We start from the raw sequence: 18288 nt of genomic DNA, 5'->3' as shown, positions 1-18288 counted from the left end.
CTCACCCGTAGCTTGATTATTTCGAAGCAGATACTTTCTCTGCATCCCAGTAAATATCCGCAATAACTTTTGCCAATACATCCGCTGTCCGGTAGCTTTCGGCCAAGGTGTTGTCCACGCCGCCAATCTCGATCAATACGCTGTCCTCGGCAAGCGACTGGTTGTACTCGCCATTGCCTGTTGCGGTGGTCTTGCCCAAGATCCCTCTGGAAAGACCGGGATATTGCTTCTCCAGAACGTCATGAATTTGGGTTGCAAATTCGGCGTTCTTTTTCCAGTCCGGGTTCTTGTGTCCGATTATAAAATAGACCTGCGCGTAGCTTTTGCCCTTAATATCTACGGTTGTTGTTTTGCGTCTTCCCGAATCGCGGTGGATGTCGAAGAAGAATTTCAGCTTTTTATTGCTTGCAATAGCTTCCTGTACGGTTTTTTTCGAGTATTTGTATGAATAGTTCCAATCATAGCCCGGCACCGTTGTCGGGTAATCCTCATCCGAATGCGTGGTGCCAACGCCCAGATCCTCAAGCTTCTCGGCTAGACGTTCGCCTACCAGCGTTATATTTTTGGAAGCCGAGTTGGCATCACCGTTCTTGTCCGCAATCTCCGGATACCAGGATTCCCGGCTATGCGAATGATAGATAAATACCACTTTGTCTTTTCCCGTTGTATGCGTTCCTGCATCATCCGGAGTTGGCGTGGACGTCGGTTTCTCCGTAGGAGTTGGTGTCGAGGCCGGCGGTTCCGGAGTATCTGCTGGTTCGTTGCCCCCGCCTGTATTGTCCGGGCCATGGTCATCGCCATTTGTTGCGCCCGTATCATCGCCGGGTATAGGAATGTTGTCTTCCGGCCACACATTGGGCTGCGTCCCTACCCCTCCGCGTATCAGAAAAGAAGAATCAGCCCCCATGCCCGGAATCTCTCCGGCAATCAAGCTTCTTGGATCTCCCGGATTAACATTTGTCATCAACCGGATGATAAAGCTGCTGATCTGTGTACCAGACAACTCCTCGCCCGATTTCGTGCTCTTAAATTGAGGCATTTCCATCTCTAGCATATCCCCAAAAAAACCGCTTGAAACAGAAGCCGCGAAACCGGACATGGAAGACACCGGTGCGGCGAGCGAATGCTGCTGGGCCATTCCCGCAATACCTATCGCAACAAAAAACAGCATGGAGCTTATCGACAACACCGCGAAGGTTCTTCCCGTTACAAGAAGCCTGCGAATACGTTTGCTTCCGCGTGTCAGATCAAACAACATGATGGTTCTTTTCATTTCGAGTTCTACCTCCCGCTTCTTCGTTGCTCATCTGTTACTAATCTATGAGACAAGAAGGTTTGATAGAACCGAATCGAAATAATAGATTCGGGGAGATTTGATAGATTAAGAGATTCAAGAAAAAAGCCCCCGAGGCTGTTGCAGCCGCAAGGACTCTAGAGAAAACTTTAATGCGTATAGGCAGCAACGTTATCGGAATCAACGGCCTCATGGAGTGAAGCATTTAAGCCGCTTGCGATAATGTTGGCGATATCTTCAATAAACTCGTCAATTTCTTTTGGCGTCACAAGCAGATCATGGCCAACCGGATTAAGCACCTCTTTGACAAGCTGAAGACGTTCCGCTTCGCCCATCTGGTTCATTAGACCAAATATCTGATCATTATTGGCGTTGTTGGCGGCCATATGGCCCCTCATCAGCTCAATCGTATGGTTCACGATCGTGGAGGCATATACAACCGTCGGCACGCCGATTGCTATAACCGGGATACCCAGAATCTCCTTCGTAAGGCCTTTGCGTTTATTGCCGATGCCCGATCCCGGATGAATGCCGATGTCCGCAATCTGAATCGTTGTATTAACGCGGTCCAGTGATTTGGAAGCCAAAGCATCAATCGCAATAATAACGTCGGGATGCGTTTTTTCCGTGATACCCTGCACAATCTCACTGGACTCGATCCCGGTTATCCCGAGTACACCCGGAGCTACTGCGCTAACCGCACGATACCCCGGCGCAACCTGATCCGGCATTAGCTCGAAGAAGTGGCGCGTAACCATTACATTCTCTACGACGAGCGGTCCCAGCGCATCCGGCGTCACATTCCAGTTGCCTAGCCCAACAATAAGCACCTTCGCAGTCTTGCCTATGCCAATCCGCTCCAGGAACGTCTCGAAATGCCTCGCGAAATGCGTAGCTACACGGTCCTGCAGCTCCGTATCCTGCTTGCGAAGGCCGGGAACCTCAATCGTGACGTAGCGGCCCAACACTTTGCCGATTGCACGGGAGCCTTGCTCATTCTGAACGTGCAGATGAGTAATTGTGATACCATCATCTTCGGTTGTTTCCGAATGTATGCCCGGGATCGGGCCTCCCCCTCCACGCTGCTCCGCGATTTCTTTTGCCTCTAGCGCCAGGTCGGTGCGGATGTTATATTGCTGCAAATCAAGTTCGGTCATCTAACCATTCTCCCTTCAAAGCCATACCATTCTCTCCAGCTTATTGTTCGCAAGGGAGACAATTTCATACTTTTTCCCTCATGAGCAAAAATGGCAGGACAGGCTCGCTATTGCTTTTCATGAGAGTGCATGGTAATATATTTTAAGTTGTGTTACCTAGACTTACCGCGTACGCTTTTTGTTTGCTTACGCAAACTTTGTAGGAGGTGAAACTCGATGCCAAACATTAAATCCGCAATTAAACGCGTTAAAACGAGCGAAAAACGCCGCGCTTTGAACGCTTCCCAAAAATCCGCGCTTCGTACGGCTGTTAAATCTGCTGACCAAGCTATCGCTGGCACTGATGTAGAAGTAGCTAAAGCTGCTCTGGTCGCTGCAACGAAAAAATTGGACAAAGCGGTTACTAAAGGCCTGATTCATAAAAATGCGGCTTCCCGCAAAAAATCTCGTCTTGCTAAAAAGCTGAACGCTCTGTCGGCTCAAGCTTAATAAACCGCAAACAAACGAACGGCTTCGCTTATGCGAAGCCGTTTTTGATTTATCATCATTCATTTATCTAGCGCCTTGCCCTTGACCTTGTTGAACCCCAAGCGACAGAAGGAATAACTCTAACCCCAATGTTTTATCGATAGCGCCTGTTTTCATTTTATAATCCAGATCCGCTATATCGCTAAGCAGCGCGCCAAGCCGTGCCACTTTAAACTTCTGGCTTTTCTCGGCGGCAAGCTTAACCGCATACGGATGAAGTCCGATCTGACCCGCCATTTGCTGCGGAGAATACCGGTTCTGCTCGAGTTCCTTGATCTGAAGCATGATTCTTAGCTGCCTTGCGATTAACGCGGCAATCTTGATTGGCTCTTCCCTTCTGACGAGCAAGGCCCGGTACAGCTTCAGCGAACGGTCAACCTGCAGGCTCGCTATGGCATCCACCAGCGCAAATACATCCTCCTCAACGGTAGAGGCCGTCAGCAGCTCCGTCTCCTTGACGCCAATGACCCCGCCTTCACCTGCATGCAGGCATAGCTTGTCCACTTCAATTGCCAGCTGCTGCATATTCGCCCCGGTGCGTACGAGCAGAAGATCCGCCGCTTCGGCCGTCATCGTCCGTTTCTGTTCCTCCGCGCGTTTAACTACCCAGCGTCTAAGCTCGGCTGCATCCAGCTCCTGAAAAGCGATAAGCGCATCGCGGTCCTTCAGTATCTTCACCAGCTTGCGCCGCTCGTCCAGCTTTTCCGCATTAATAATGAACAGCATAACCGTTGTCTCCGACGGGATGTCCAAATAATGCTGCAGCCGGTCCGTCTTATGGTCCAGCTTGCCGCCTTCTTTGCCCCCGGCGGCAAACACAACCGAATCACGGACAATAACCAGCTTGCGCTCCACAAAGAAAGGCAGCGTCTCCGCTTCAAGCGCTGCTTCTTCGATCAGAGTCTCCGACGTATCGAACTTGACTACGCCAAGCTCACGCTCGTCCGGCGAAAACATCGCTTCCGTTAAAGTCTCCGTAAATTGGCCGATCCGGTAGCGGTCTTTGCCGTATATCACATAAGCAGGACGGAACTTCCCTGCTTTAATTTCCTTCAGCGCCTCTTTCGCTTCCATGCTTCACCTCTCCCGTCTCTCCTGCATAATACGGCATTCGCTGAACAGCAACAAAGGGATGGGCTTCTTAGGCCTCATCCCTTTGTCCCTGAACATCTATATAAACATCTGCAGGCAGGTCCATGGTACCGCCCTGTAGATGGTCATACTTTTGGTCAAGGCTCACGTTGACTTTTCATTTGTATATCATACGCAAATGAATGATAAAGTGTGCGAATATCAGCGGTAAAAATGTCTTGAATTAATGAGCCGCCTTCGTCTCGGTTTTTGCTACTAAATCAATGACGTAACGCTCCATGCCGCCCGACTCTAATTGAATCTCATAGGTCAGTTGCTTGCTGTCATCGGACCATGCAAGCGTGGCAATCTGGCCGTTTCTGCGCTTAGAATCGTACACAGCCGTGCCGTTCTCTTCACCCGACTTGTAAACATGAATCTGATACCCAACAGCTTTGGCGATCATGCTGCCATCCGGAGAGGCAGCATCAAGTGGCGCAGGCGCAAATCCGTTAATTCCCTGATCCGGCTCGCTGCCTTGGTTAGGAGCGTTAACGGATGGAACTTCGGCGGTCGAGGACCCTTTGTTGCCGGATGCAGGCTCGTTGCTGCCGCCGGAGCTGTTCCCTTGATTAGCCGTGGTTCCGCCGGCATCCGCATCGGATCCGGAAATCCCCAGGTCTTCTTCCGTCGTCACATGGTAATCATTTGTCGACGAGTCTGCCGCAGATGCAGATGTAGATTGATCCGGATCAATCGATTCCGTGTTAACATGCGCTTTTCCAGTGTCGTTGGCGTAAGGCTGTACCTCTTTAAACTGTCTTTGCACGTCGAGCGAACTAGAAGACGTATCGGCAGCCGCCGTCTCAACCTTATCCGAGTCAAAGCTATGCGAAGACGACGGGAATAAACCCGCATTATAAGACACGAGGAATAATCCGGCTGCTACGCTCGCCGCAATAATTCCCGTTATCGCCCGGAAGCGCAGCTGATGCCGTTCTTTGACGCGGCGCGTCGTTTGCTGCGTTACCGAAGGAACGGCCATCGGAGCAATCTCCACCGCAGCCGCCTCCGGCTGACGGAATGGAACAATCTCTTCAAGCTGAGGCAAAATAGCGTCTACCAGACTGTACTTCGGCATGACATGAGGTAAATTCCCAAGCTCATCGGACAGTTGCTTCAGCCGCTCAAACATTGCTGCACAGTCCGGACAATGTCTCGTATGATTCATCAAGATCTCATATTCATGTTCATCCAAATCGCCGTCTAGCTGACGGTTCATGTATTCGATCACCTCTTGACAAGTCATCCCCGGACACCACCTTTCTGATAATCATGTAGTAAAGTTTGAAGCTGCTGCCTAGCTCGGAATAAGTAGGATTTGACCGTATTTAATGGCAGATCAAGCGAGTCAGCGATTTCGTTATATGAGAAATCCTGCAAATACCGCAGTACAACTACTGCCCGGTGATGCTCCGGCAATTTATCGATTGCCTTGCGGATGTCTTGAACGGCGTAAGCCGACATAACCTCGTCCTCGACATTTTGTTTCTCCCGGAATACCATCTCATGCTCGTCTATCGATACGGTTGGCTTGCTTCTTCTAAACTTATCTATACAAATATTCGTTACAATACGTTGAATCCACGTTTTGAACTGGGCCTTCTCTTCGTAGGAGCCGATTTTCGTATATATGCGGATTAACGCTTCCTGCGCCGCATCCATCGCATCCTGTTCATTATTCAATATATAATAGGCTGTCCGGTAAACATGGGTTTCAATCTCTCGCAACAGAGTTATTAAAGCATCCCGATCTCCTGACTGAGCGGCTCTAATAAGGCCAGGCTCTACCACGAAGGATCCCCCTCTCTTGCAACCTCTCTGACGAGTGGGTTGCATAAATTGTTGCACATCTAAAATGAAAATACTTTAATTTTTTAATTGAAAAAGTAGAAAACTCCAACCTAAAGGATAACAAAAAAATGGAACCCCGTATATAGGTAGTTCCTAGTGAGTTAGGTTGAAAGAAGCATTTTAGCAGGATACCAGATTAGGAATATAGGCACTTTCGTTCAGTCTTTCCTAATTCTTCCTGATCGTTTGTTCATATATTCCAGATAAACCCACTTTATAGCGGATTTCGCCATTCTGATCTGTCCGAAACGCCGTGACGCTTTGCTGCTGCAAGCGCTTCAGCACATCCGGATGAGGATGTCCGTAAGTGTTGGTTGCCCCGACGGATATAGCAGCCTGAAGCGGATTCCAAAAGCGCAGCCATTCTTCCGAGGTTGAATACTTGCTGCCGTGATGCGCAATTTTCAGAACATCGATCTGGCCTAGCGTGGATGCGGATGATGATAAAATAGCCTTTTGATCCCGTATAAGCGATATTATAGCAGATTCGGCAGTGCTGCTAATATCTCCCGACAGCAAAAAGGTAGATTGATAGATTCTCATCCATAACACAACGCTGTCGTCGTTCTGATCCTCTATGACGGGAATTTCTTCCCCCGCAGCCGGAGGCCACAAGACAGTTAATTCCGTATTGGCATCTATCTTCCATTGATTTCCGATTTCTGCACGGTAAAGCGGAATCCCCTTACGCACGGCTGTCCGCAGAATCCCTTCGGCGTCTTCGGCCGGCTTCAGGCTTCCGTTCCAGACGATGGCCCGAACAGGAATGGCATCGAGTACCGCCTGCAAACCTCGGATATGGTCGCTGTCCAGATGAGAAACGACAAGAAGATCAAGAGAATGAACCCCCCGCTTCATTAATAAAGGAACAACGACCTTGCTGCCCACCTCAAACGGATCGCTACGCTGCTTCCATTCCTGGCCGGCTTTCCGGAAGCTTAACGTGCCCCCGCCATCGATCAGAATCCTCTTGCCCTGAGGCGTGCGGACATAAATCGAATCGCCCTGTCCGACATCTAGGACATCAACATCGGCCGTGCGTTTCAACAAGTCCGGAAAATAGGCGTAGAACAATAACGCCGCACCAACTAATAAGGCGAGAGTTAATCCGGCTGGCCGCCTCCTCCAGACCGGCAGCTTCCGTTCCTCCAGCAGCTCCCATATAGGCGCAGCATCCTTTTCCATACCTGCCGCTGTTTCTTGCAGGGGCATTGTCTCATCATTATCTGCCGGAACAGCCGCCGGCGCCGATGGGAGCAATCTGCACAGAAGAGCAAGAGCCAAATACCAAGCGGCAATCCACCATAACGGAGGTGTTGCCCAGATCGTACGGACCGCATCCATTTCCCCAAGCCAGCTGACCAGAAGAAACGTCCAATCGTTTGCGTATACGCTGACAGCTGCCAGCATTTGACCGCCAAGCGGCCACAGCAGGCCAAAGATCAGCGCAACGGCCCCTATCGGCATCACAATAAAACTAATGAACGGTACCAAAATCAGATTGGCCGGAATCGACAGCAAGTGGAACTGATTAAAGTAAAAGACCGTCAGCGGAAAAGATACCGCTTGCGCGACAACCGTCACGACAAGCAGATCAAGCAGCGCCTTCCCTTTGCGCCAATCCGGCATCGCCCGCCTTACCGGCGGAACAAACAGAATAAGCCCTGCGGTAACGGCGAAGGACAATTGGAAGCCTACATCCTGAATAAAGGAAGGATTCCAGATCAGCATCGCTACCGCTGCGGCAGCAAGCAGATGCAGGCCGTCCTTCAGCTTGTCCATCCGGGCGGCAAGCAATGCCAGCATGGTCATCAGCCCTGCCCTTACGACCGAAGGGGACGAACCGGAGAGGAGCACATAAAACGGAACGGCAACAATCAAGGTAACCAGCAGCCGTTCCCGCGTCATACGCAGCAGCCGCAAAACGGCCCCAAGGGCATATACAAATACGGCCACGTGTAGACCCGATATGGCCAATATATGAGTCAGTCCCAGCCGGGAAAACTGCTGGAATTGCTCCGGGTCCAGGTCCTCGCGTATGCCGAGGACCAGCCCCTTCATGTACCCGGACTGATCGGCCGGGTACAATTGATCCATCCGCGCGCCAAGCCAGTCGCGCGCGGCATCCACGCGGCCGAGCACGGCGGCCGCGGTCCAGCCCGGGCCCGGCGCCGCCTGGACGGCGCCGACGCCCTTGACCTTGAGCAGCCAGTGGATATGCTGGCTGCTGTCCAGATAGCGGCGGTAATCAAAGCCGCCGCTATTGGATGCGCCAGCCGGCCGCGCAAGCTCGCCGGCGAGGCGCACGTTGTCGCCGCGGTGCCACGCGGCGGCAACCTGCTGGTGCGGCTGCTCGGCAAGCCGCACCTGAACAAGCAGGCGCTCGCGAATCTTGCGCGGAGCCGCTTCGCCACCCACGCGGACGGCATCGGCCGTCACGCGGAACATCGCGCGGTCGCCGTCGACCTCTACCGCGGACACAATCGTGCCGGTCACTTCCGCTTCATAGGAATCGCCCGGCAAATCCAGCGCGCTCACGTTACGGGCATCGGCCCACATTCGCTCCCCACCCGCAAGCATGCAGCCGATTAGGCAGACAACGGCAAGCCGCCTTGTCGATTGTCCAAGCAGCACTAGCGCAAACAACAGAACCCCGGCTGAGCATATCGCCAAGGCTGCTCCCCCAATGCTAAGATGAGCGGCTATGCTGCTTCCCGCGATCCAGAACACGGCAAACCATACTAAAGGCCGTCTATTCACGTCATTCCCTCCTTTACGCAAAAAAAAGAACCTCCGGACGCATCAAAGCAGATGCATACAGAGGTTCTTCCCCATTCGCTTATTTAGTTAGGATGTGACTTTCATGCTCGCCTGCGGCGGCGGCTCGTAATCCGTCAACGTACGGAATACAATCCCTTTCTGGCTCATGAGCAGGCTTACCTTATCACTGTCCTTCGGATAACCGCGATGGAACACAATTTCCTTCACGCCGCTGTTCGCCAGCATATTGGCGCAGGTCCAGCATGGCTGATCCGTTACGTATACCGTTGATCCTTCCCGGTCGGCACGGTCTGTAAAGAGAAGCAGATTCTGCTCCGCGTGAATCGTGCGGATGCAGCGCTGTTTCTTGACCATATGCTCCTGACCGTTATCGCCAATTCTGGTCTCCCACTCTTCCGTAATCATGCAGCCCGCTTCCGAGCAGTCCTGCACGCCCATCGGAGCTCCGTTATAGGCGGTTCCCAGCAGCTTCTTGCCCTGCACGAGCACCGATCCGACATGACGGCGGGAACAACGCGAGCGTGTCGACACCATGTAGGCAATGTCCATAAAATACGTATCCCAGTCTTTGCGTGAAGCATCCTGTGCTTCTGACATGTCTTCCACTCCTTTTCCTTTTGCCGGACAGCTTCCGTCAGACCCCTCAAGGAGGGTATCCGACGGATCCGCCTCTGTCTAGATGTATTATAGATAGCTTATTTATTAGTTCGATTGACTTGCGCGCAAGGCTTGATCCAGATCGGCCAAAATGTCTTTAATGCCCTCCGTGCCGATCGACAGACGGATCAGCCCGGCAGTTACGCCTGCCGCTTCCTGCTCCGCAGCAGACAGCTGCTGGTGAGTTGTGCTTGCGGGGTGGATGATAAGCGACTTCGAATCGCCGACGTTCGCCAAATGCGAGAACAGCTTCACGGAATTGATAACCTTCTTGCCTGCATCCACGCCGCCTTTAATGCCAAAGGTCAAAATGGCGCCTTGACCATCCGGCAAATATTTCTTAGCCAGCTCATAAGAAGGATGGCTCTCGAGACCCGGATAGCTTACCCATTCCACCGCTTCATGCGACTCCAGGAACTCAGCCACCTTCAGGGCATTCGAGCTATGGCGCTCCATCCGCAGATGCAGGGTTTCGAGACCTTGCAGCAGCAGGAACGAGTTAAACGGCGACAGAGCAGCGCCCATATCACGCAATAATTGTACTCTAGCTTTAATGATATAAGCAATTGGACCAACAGCTTCCGTATAAACAACGCCATGATAGCTAGGATCCGGAGTTGTCAGACCCGGGAATTTGCCGCTTGCTTTCCAGTCGAAATTTCCGCCGTCAACAATAACGCCGCCGATCGACGTACCGTGACCGCCAATGAATTTCGTTGCGGAATGAACCACGATATCCGCGCCATGCTCAATCGGACGAAGCAAATAAGGGCTTGGGAACGTATTATCCACGATAAGCGGAATACCGTTCTCGTGAGCGATAGCCGCTACCGCCTCGATATCAAGGATATCGCCCTTCGGGTTGCCTACCGTTTCCGCATACAGAGCTTTTGTGCGTTCCGTAATGGCTGCCCGGAAATTCTCGGGATTCGACGGGTCTACGAACTTGACTTGAATGCCAAGCTTAGGAAGAGTTGTCGAGAACAGATTGTAAGTACCGCCATACAGGCTGGTTGCGGATACAATCTCGTCTCCCGCTTCCGCGATATTCATTATCGAATACGTAATTGCAGCTTGTCCGGACGCTACTGCCAGTGCAGCAGGGGCTCCTTCCAGCTCGGCGACACGTTTCTCGAATACATCCGTTGTCGGGTTCATCAAGCGGGTATAAATGTTGCCGAATTCCTGAAGAGAGAACAGGTTGGCGGCATGATCCGTATCACGGAAGCCATAAGAGGTCGTCTGGTAAATCGGGACCGCCCGGGAAAAAGTAGTCGGGTCAATCTCCTGGCCGCCATGGACAGCCACGGTGTCGAGCGAACGCTTGTTTTGTTCTTGATTCGTCATGTGCAACAACTCCTTGATATATGGGATGGACATGCTTCAACCACTTCAAAGCAAACGGCTCGGTTTTGGTTGTCCAATGGAATCGAACTTACTGCCCGAATATGGTTATATAGACCTGGGAAAACCTCCCTGCGTCTTGTCCCATTCTCTCATAATCAGGGCATTGCGACAATGCTATCTTTTATTCCGGCAAGCAGCTTGCTGCCTATCCCCTTCACTCTGAGAAGATCGTCGGCGGATGAAAAAAGACCGTTTCGTTCCCGGTCGGCGATAATGGCCTGCGCTTTAGCAGGACCAATCCCTTTCAGCGTATCCAGCTGCTCGGCTGTTGCCCGGTTAATATCAAGCTTGCCTGACGGGATTTCTTCCTTCCCTCCAGCCTCTCCGGCTTTAGCCTCCGCATGAATGCCCCCCGTCTGGGTATTTGGCAACTCCGCTTCGCCGTCCTTCGTTTTTTCGGGCAGATCCGCCTTTTGCCCCCCTACAGTCGGTTCTCCTTCCATTTGCAAAGCCGCGCCGACCTCCCGGTTCAATTGCAACCATTCATCGGGTGCTTTCTCCTTCGGTTGCGCAAAAGCTGCCGCTAACAAGACAACTGCCGCTGCGACAAGAAATAAAGGGATCATAACTCTGTTTCTATTCGAATGCGTTCGACGTCCTTGCAGGAGACGGGCCACTTGCAACACTCCTTCCATCCAAAAAAAGGGGATTTTTAGCATTTTCATGTCATATAAGGCAAGTCTTTAGGAATAGGTTAAAAGAGCAAATCTGTTGGGAGGGCTGAGCATGAATGTCGGATTCATAGGGACGGGCGCGATGGGAAGCCTGCTGATCGAAGCCTTCGTCGCATCTGGAGCACTCGACCCGTGTCAGATCGTAATCAGCAACCGCACCTACGCCAAAGCCCAGGCGCTTGCTGAACGATATCCCGGAATGAGAGCCGAGCGTTCGAATGCAAGCACCGCAAGCGTTAGCGACATTTTGTTTATATGCGTCAAACCGCTTGAATATAAGAAAGTGATTGATGAGCTTCTGCCGGTCCTGCGGCCGGAGCAGCTTCTTATATCCATAACAAGCCCGGTTCTGATCGGGCATCTGGAAGAGCTTTTGCCTTGTAAAATCGCAAAGGTTATTCCAAGCGTCACCAACCTCGTCTGGAGCGGAGCTACCTTATGCATCTACGGCTCCCGTATTACGGAAGAAGACCAGACTCTAATCGAAGATATGCTTGCTTTCATCAGCGAGCCTCTTCCGATCGAAGAGCCTTACACCCGGATCGTATCCGACCTCTCCAGCTGCGGACCTGCCTTTTTCGCTTATCTCGTCGAGCAGTTCATTGATGCGGCCGTATGCGAAACGGGAATCAGCCGCGAAGACGCGGTCAGCGTTGCAAGCAACATGCTGCTTGGTACGGGACTTCTGCTAACGGAAGGCGGGCTATCCCCGGAAGATATCCAGAAGAGAGTAGCCGTTCCGGGAGGAATTACGGCCCAGGCCCTGCAGCTGCTTAATCGTGAGCTTGACGGCACCTTTAACCGGTTGATCCGGACAACGCATAAAAAATTCGACGAAGACGTCGCCAAAATAAATACCGCTTTCTACGGCGAAGAGGTGAACGGACAGTAGCACATTTTGCGCTGCTGGGCCGCTCACCTCTTCTTTTTTTCCTGCTATTTAGTTCGCTACGATGTTAACGAGCTTGCCCTTAACAACGACCACTTTGCGGATCGTTTTGCCTTCTATCAGTTCTTTCACTTTATCCATGTCTTTGGCGAGGCTTTCCATCTCTGCTTCCGCAGTATCAGCGGCAATGGATACGCGCTCGATAATTTTGCCGTTCACTTGAACGACGATTTCAACTTCATCATCCACTGTCAATGCTTCTTCGTACGAAGGCCATTGCTCGTAAGTGATGGAGCCTGTTCCGCCCAGCTTCTCCCACAGCTCTTCCGTGATATGCGGAGCCAGCGGAGACAGCATTTGCAGGAAGTTCTTCATTGCTTCAACCGGCAAAACATCCGTTTTGTAGGCTTCGTTAACGAAAATCATCAACTGGCTGATCGCGGTGTTAAAGCGCAGGTTCTCGAAATCATCAGTCACCTTTTTGATGGAACGGTGCCATGTTTGCTTGAACGCCTTTGTTGTTTCGCCGTCGTTTGTGATTTTCGCGTTTACGCTACCGTCTTCGCCGACGAACAAGCGCCATACGCGGCTCAAGAAGCGGTATGTGCCTTCTACGCCGTTGGTGTTCCATGGCTTTGTCGCTTCCAGAGGTCCCATGAACATTTCGTACATGCGGAGCGTATCCGCGCCGAATTCGTTCACGATATCATCCGGGTTAATGACGTTGCCGCGCGATTTGGACATTTTCTCGTTGTTCGTGCCGAGAATCATACCTTGGTTAACCAGCTTGTGGAAAGGCTCTTTCGTATCCACGACGCCGAGATCGTACAGCACTTTGTGCCAGAAGCGGGCATAAAGCAAGTGAAGCACCGCATGCTCAGCGCCGCCGATGTACAGATCAACCGGCAACCATTCCTTTTGCTTCTCCGGCGAGCAGATTTCGTTCTCGTTCTTCGGATCGATGAAGCGCAGGTAGTACCAGCAGCTTCCCGCCCATTGCGGCATCGTGTTTGTCTCGCGGCGTGCTTTCATGCCTGTTTCCGGATCAATCGTGTTTACCCACTCCGTAACGTTCGCAAGCGGGGATTCGCCCGTACCGGATGGCTTGATCGCATCCACGTCCGGCAATACGAGCGGCAGCTGATCTACGGGAACCGGCTTCATCGTGCCGTCTTCCAGGTGCAGAATCGGAATCGGTTCACCCCAGTAGCGCTGGCGGCTGAACAGCCAGTCGCGCAGACGGTAAGTGACCTTGCCGTGGCCTTTGCCCGAACCTTCCAGATGCTCGATCATCGTTTTGATCGCATCTTCGTTGTTCAGACCGTTCAGGAAATCGGAATTGGCGTGAGGGCCGTCGCCTGCATAAGCCTCTTTCGTTGCGTCGCCGCCTTGAACAACTTCAAGGATTGGCAGATCGAACTGCTTCGCAAACTCCCAGTCGCGGGTATCATGGCCTGGTACCGCCATAATTGCGCCTGTTCCGTAACCGGCAAGCACGTAGTCGGCAATCCAGATTGGCGTCTTCGCGCCATTAACCGGATTGATTGCGTAAGCGCCTGTAAATACGCCTGTTTTATCCTTCGCAAGGTCGGTACGCTCCAGGTCGCTCTTGCGAGCGGCTGCTTCTTTGTACGCATCAACCGCTTGGGCTTGGTCAGCCGTCGTGATAGTTGCAACCAGCTCATGCTCGGGGGCCAGTACGCAGTAAGTTGCGCCAAACAGCGTATCCGGACGCGTTGTGAATACAACAAGCGATGCATCATGGCCGTCAATGTCGAAAGTGACTTCCGCGCCAGTCGATTTGCCGATCCAGTTGCGCTGCATATCTTTAATGCTTTCCGACCAGTCGAGCTCTTCCAGATCCTCGAGCAGGCGCTCAGCATATTCGGTAATTTTCAGCATCCATTGGCGCATCGGCTTGCGGATAACCGGGTGGCCGCCGCGTTCGCTGAGGCCGTCGATCACTTCTTCGTTCGCCAGTACGGTACCCAGCGCGGGACACCAGTTAACCGGTACTTCCGCTACATAAGCAAGGCCTTTATTATACAATTGGATAAAAATCCATTGCGTCCATTTATAGTAATCCGGATCCGTCGTGCTGAATTCGCGGTCCCAGTCATACGAGAACCCGAGCGATTTGATCTGGCGGCGGAAGTTGTTGATGTTCTCCACCGTGATTTCGCGCGGATGGCGCCCCGTTTGCAGAGCGTATTGTTCCGCCGGCAGACCAAACGCGTCCCAGCCCATCGGATGAAGGACGTTGTAGCCGCGCATCCGTTTGTAACGGGATACGATGTCCGTAGCCGTGTAGCCTTCCGGATGACCTACGTGCAGGCCCGCGCCGGATGGATAAGGGAACATATCAAGGGCATAGAATTTTTTCTTGCCCGAATCTTCCGTTGTTGCGAATGTCTTGTTCTCATCCCAATACTTCTGCCATTTCGGCTCTACCGCGAGCGGATTGTAGCCTTGAAATTCCTGACTCATAATCATTTCCTCCTAAAAAGTGTGCGCGAGCGCATCACAAACATAAAAAAACTCCCGTCCCTAGCGTATTATCGCTAGGGACGGGAGATTATTCCCGTGGTACCACCCTAGTTAACGTCCGGCATGCTTTGCCTTCCGTTCACTCATTGCCTTTAACGCAGGCTAATCGTTGCGTAATAACGCAAAGCTCCAAGGCGAGATTCATATCGCTGCAGGTCCGGCTTACACCAACCGCCGGCTCTCTTAGCCTTGCTCCGCGACATTACTGCTCCTCTTCAACGCCATTAAGTATAGAAAAACATGGTTAAACCCGATTATACCGCCAGGGACGCCACATGTCAAGATATGTGGGTATTTGCCAATCTACCCGAGCAAATCGGGATTATAAGTAAGGCATCCGGCAATAATCATGCCAACGCTGCACGAAATAAGCAGAATAAGAATACCTACCGCGATGTTATTTTGCTCAATGGCTTTGAAGATGGTCACATTCACTTTAAGCCCTTTGCCAAGCAGATAAGTAAACAGTTCCGTCAAGTAGTAGAGGATAACTAGCGCTACGATCCCGATCACGCCCCAGAGCAGCATATCGGAAAGCGATACCGAGTTTTCCGCAGCCGCTCGTATTACGATTGCAAGACCGGCCAGTCTGCCCCCAAGCGACAAAGCAGCCGAAGCATTCCCTTTAAAAATAAGGGCAAATTCCTTGTTCTTGGTTGTCAATTCAAACAAGAGCAGCCCTGCTATCATAATCGCAAAACCCGTCAATGAATAAAACAGAAAATCCACATATAAATTAGTGTCCATTCCTAATTAGCTCCTTACTCTGATTTAGTGATGCCAACCGGCAAGAAATAAGATAAATTATCCGTAATCGGGCTGCCGATCCGAATGCCTAATGCGCCCGCTTTTCCTCCGATTAGAAAGCTGCCATACATGTACGAGCCTTCACGCTCTCCCTTTTCCGTCCGGAATTTGGCGGTTGGCAGCTCTACGTATTCCTGATAGACCGGAAGGTAATGAGCGTAGGAGTTATGACTATCCTCTGCCGCTACCTTACCGTCGCCATCGAAAATTTTCACCGTATCCCCTTCGCGTCCAAACGCAGGCTTCATCACGTATTTCGTCCGGCCTTCAAGAAAGCGGTCCGGCTCCAGGTAGGTGGGGAGAAAATGCTCTCCGATCCATTGGTGCTCTTCTTCGGTAAAGAAAGGACTCCCCTCTTCGTACAGTCCCCAAATAATGGCCTGCACGGCCTTCGACTGGAGGAGGAAGGCTGACGGCGGATTAATGACCGCGACCTTTTTCTGCTCGATAAGCTCCAACAGCCATAATCCGATCGGGTTCCCTTCGTCATCTTCATCCTCAATGAGATTCTCTACCGGGAAGGTTTGGCGGTACAGAACATGAATGGGATTGCCCTCTCCGTCATACAACCCTGCATGCCTGATAATTTGCAGCTGATCGAGCGGAACAAAGCTCGACGGGAATGGCAGGAAGCTCCTCAAGTAAGCAGCCGTGTTAGCGTCTTCCACGTTATCTCCATGAGCCGTAAACACGATATAAGGAGCTGTCAGACCGTCTCCGAGGTATTCCAGACTCTCGACAACCGCTTTCTCAATCGCAAGCGCAAGCTGCCTCTCATAGCCCTTATTCGGATTATGGCGGTCAAAGGCTTCGCAGACCAGACCATTCACATGGTGGAGCTCCTTGATGAATGTAGGGGTATCCGAATTGATCTCCATGCATTTGTAGGTCTCCCCGGCACCAACCAAATCCAGTCTTGCGATTATGCTCTCGACCGATAAGCTTCTGATTCGTATGTATGCCAACGTTTCGCGCGGAAAACCAAGCATCAGCAATGTCTCGTCATCCACGGTTCGAAGCAATTGCGCGGTTTTGTAAAAAATATGACCAATCCGGTTCGTCGATTCGCGAATCTTATGAACCTCTTCTTTCGTCATATCGTATAGGTCATAGAGAGAATACTCTTCACCGTACAAATCTGCCCAATAATTTTCAATTCCGGAATAAAAGGCGTTTCTCGCCTTGGCGAATGGGTCCACGGTCAGCCTCCGCTAATGGAGCTGCCTTTGCCAAAGCCGGAGCTCGTTTTGCTTGAAACGCTGGATTTATAAGCAGAATAGGAGCTGCTTTTTTGCAGGGCGGATCGGGATGAATAATAGCTGTTGCCATAATAATAACTCCGGTAGTAAGAGGAACTGGAGTCGTCGCAGCGGTATACGCCGTCTTTGCTTTCCCATTCCCAGTCCCTGCATTGGCTGTCCGTTGGCTGAGCCGTCCGCGGATAAGTCGTCGATTGCCCGCAGCCTGCCAGGGCGGTAGCCATCGCAACGGCAGAGACGCCAAGCATTGCTTTTTGTGTTAAATTCATAGACTGATATCCTCCAAGCTTCATAGTTCCTATAAAGTTATATCATATTTTGATAGAGGCGCAGCAAGAAAAGTTAAAGTTTCCATAAAATGATGGTATGATAATGAAATCATTTTGATTCGGAGTGAAAGCGATGAATAAATTAACTTATTTTGTCGACAACGGTTTTAATCAATATGAGCCGTTGATGGAATATCCTTCCGCTACTGTCGGGATCGATGAAATGTATGCCCGTCAATTATGCACCTACCTGATCGCAAACGGAGTTCAATACGAATTAACCTCAAACGAAATGCAGGAAAACGAAGAAATGCTGATCGTCAAACGAATCGGGCCTAACGAGAATTACGGTGACGAATCGAACTACCGGGGACGCGGCATTTATATCGAATTCAGGAAGCCTAACGAACGGGGACGCAAGCTGGCCGAGATCCGCAGCGCCAACCATTATGAGGTCATCCGTTACCTGCTGAAGGATATCGTAGACATTCCGGATTATGGTCTCATGTTTACGACATCAACCGAAATTGACGAAGACCGGGGCTGCTACGTGATTTATGTCCGCGGCATGAATGAGCCGGAGGATTAAAAAAAGCTGCCTTAATGGCAGCTTTCATCTACAAATTGTTTAATTCGGTCATGAATAGCATCCCTCACGGTACGGAACTGCTCCATGATTTCCGACTCGGTTCCGGTAGCTTTTGCCGGATCGTCAAATCCCCAATGCCACTTGATAACATTTTCATTCGAAATAACCGGACAATGCTCGTCTGCATGCCCGCATAAGGTAATGACGTAATTGGCCTGATTTAATAATTCGACATTAATCACATCGGAGGTATTCGCCGAAATATCCACCCCTGCCTCCTTCATCGCTTGTACTGCTCTCGGATTAAGTCCATGCGCTTCCAAGCCGGCACTGTATACCTCAAATTTGTCCCCGCCCAGTAACTTCATGAACCCGTCAGCCATCTGGCTTCTGCACGAATTGCCCGTACATAGGAAATATACAATAGGTTTTGCTGTCATCCATA

17 protein-coding genes and 1 other annotated feature are annotated in these 18288 nt (G+C 51.3%); of the genes, 3 read left to right on the top strand and 14 right to left on the bottom strand.

Translation table 11 applies throughout. The annotated features are described in order from the left end of the window. Positions 1-16: 16 nt before the first annotated feature. Both spoIIP and gpr read right to left on the bottom strand, forming a co-directional pair. On the bottom strand, positions 17-1273 hold the full coding sequence (spoIIP, locus tag PJDR2_RS11220) for a stage II sporulation protein P (RefSeq protein WP_015843801.1): 1257 nt from the start codon (positions 1271-1273) through the stop codon (positions 17-19). Positions 1274-1443: 170 nt separating this feature from the next. Beyond that, positions 1444-2451, bottom strand: coding sequence for a GPR endopeptidase (gpr, locus tag PJDR2_RS11215; protein WP_015843800.1), 1008 nt, complete (start codon positions 2449-2451; stop codon positions 1444-1446). 216 nt (positions 2452-2667) lie between these two features. Here gpr and rpsT point away from each other — a divergent pair, with 216 nt between their 5' ends. After that, on the top strand, positions 2668-2940 hold the full coding sequence (rpsT, locus tag PJDR2_RS11210) for a 30S ribosomal protein S20 (protein ID WP_015843799.1): 273 nt from the start codon (positions 2668-2670) through the stop codon (positions 2938-2940). A 63-nt stretch (positions 2941-3003) separates the two neighbouring features. Here rpsT and holA read toward each other — a convergent pair whose 3' ends face one another. From holA to PJDR2_RS31895, 7 genes are all read right to left on the bottom strand, one after another. Further along, positions 3004-4053, bottom strand: a complete 1050-nt coding sequence (holA, locus tag PJDR2_RS11205) for a DNA polymerase III subunit delta (RefSeq protein WP_015843798.1) — start codon at positions 4051-4053, stop codon at positions 3004-3006. Between the two features lie 241 nt (positions 4054-4294). Further along, a complete protein-coding gene (locus PJDR2_RS11200) occupies positions 4295-5359 on the bottom strand; it encodes an anti-sigma factor family protein (protein WP_015843797.1) in 1065 nt (354 codons plus the stop codon). After that, the gene (locus PJDR2_RS11195; protein ID WP_015843796.1) at positions 5356-5904 is read right to left on the bottom strand and encodes an RNA polymerase sigma factor; all 549 of its coding nucleotides are present in this window, start codon (positions 5902-5904) and stop codon (positions 5356-5358) included. The genes PJDR2_RS11200 and PJDR2_RS11195 overlap by 4 nt, the downstream gene beginning before the upstream one ends. Before the next feature lie 228 nt (positions 5905-6132). Then, positions 6133-8724 carry a ComEC/Rec2 family competence protein gene (locus PJDR2_RS11190; RefSeq protein WP_015843795.1) on the bottom strand — a complete coding sequence of 864 codons (2592 nt, stop codon included), beginning with the start codon at positions 8722-8724 and terminating at the stop codon, positions 6133-6135. 87 nt (positions 8725-8811) lie between these two features. After that, positions 8812-9342 carry a deoxycytidylate deaminase gene (locus PJDR2_RS11185; protein ID WP_015843794.1) on the bottom strand — a complete coding sequence of 177 codons (531 nt, stop codon included), beginning with the start codon at positions 9340-9342 and terminating at the stop codon, positions 8812-8814. A gap of 105 nt (positions 9343-9447) precedes the next feature. Next, positions 9448-10749 carry a homocysteine synthase gene (locus PJDR2_RS11180; protein WP_015843793.1) on the bottom strand — a complete coding sequence of 434 codons (1302 nt, stop codon included), beginning with the start codon at positions 10747-10749 and terminating at the stop codon, positions 9448-9450. Between the two features lie 155 nt (positions 10750-10904). After that, positions 10905-11375 (bottom strand): ComEA family DNA-binding protein, encoded by a 471-nt coding sequence (locus tag PJDR2_RS31895; RefSeq protein ID WP_265525129.1) that lies wholly within the window; start codon positions 11373-11375, stop codon positions 10905-10907. Positions 11376-11535: 160 nt separating this feature from the next. Here PJDR2_RS31895 and comER point away from each other — a divergent pair, with 160 nt between their 5' ends. Then, positions 11536-12375 carry a late competence protein ComER gene (gene comER, locus PJDR2_RS11170; RefSeq protein ID WP_015843791.1) on the top strand — a complete coding sequence of 280 codons (840 nt, stop codon included), beginning with the start codon at positions 11536-11538 and terminating at the stop codon, positions 12373-12375. A 48-nt stretch (positions 12376-12423) separates the two neighbouring features. On the opposite strand, the gene leuS is transcribed toward comER, so the two are convergent. From leuS to PJDR2_RS11150, 4 genes are all read right to left on the bottom strand, one after another. After that, positions 12424-14859, bottom strand: a complete 2436-nt coding sequence (leuS, locus tag PJDR2_RS11165) for a leucine--tRNA ligase (protein ID WP_015843790.1) — start codon at positions 14857-14859, stop codon at positions 12424-12426. Positions 14860-14932: 73 nt separating this feature from the next. Continuing rightward, positions 14933-15147 (bottom strand) — a binding site (T-box leader). A gap of 75 nt (positions 15148-15222) precedes the next feature. Further along, a complete protein-coding gene (locus PJDR2_RS11160) occupies positions 15223-15666 on the bottom strand; it encodes a DUF350 domain-containing protein (protein WP_015843789.1) in 444 nt (147 codons plus the stop codon). A gap of 14 nt (positions 15667-15680) precedes the next feature. Next, entirely contained in the window at positions 15681-16925 is a 1245-nt protein-coding gene (locus tag PJDR2_RS11155; protein ID WP_015843788.1) for a glutathionylspermidine synthase family protein, read from the bottom strand. Positions 16926-16927: 2 nt separating this feature from the next. Continuing rightward, positions 16928-17254, bottom strand: coding sequence for a hypothetical protein (locus PJDR2_RS11150; RefSeq protein ID WP_015843787.1), 327 nt, complete (start codon positions 17252-17254; stop codon positions 16928-16930). 133 nt (positions 17255-17387) lie between these two features. On the opposite strand from PJDR2_RS11150, the gene PJDR2_RS11145 reads away from it, so the two are divergent. Continuing rightward, positions 17388-17843 carry a hypothetical protein gene (locus PJDR2_RS11145; RefSeq protein ID WP_015843786.1) on the top strand — a complete coding sequence of 152 codons (456 nt, stop codon included), beginning with the start codon at positions 17388-17390 and terminating at the stop codon, positions 17841-17843. Positions 17844-17854: 11 nt separating this feature from the next. Here PJDR2_RS11145 and arsC read toward each other — a convergent pair whose 3' ends face one another. Beyond that, positions 17855-18283: an arsenate reductase (thioredoxin) gene (gene arsC, locus PJDR2_RS11140; protein WP_015843785.1), complete on the bottom strand. Its 429-nt coding sequence runs from the start codon at positions 18281-18283 to the stop codon at positions 17855-17857. Positions 18284-18288: the final 5 nt, after the last annotated feature.

The organism is Paenibacillus sp. JDR-2 (assembly GCF_000023585.1).
Lineage (GTDB): Bacteria > Bacillota > Bacilli > Paenibacillales > Paenibacillaceae > Pristimantibacillus.
This window is presented reverse-complemented; position numbering and strand designations above follow the sequence as displayed.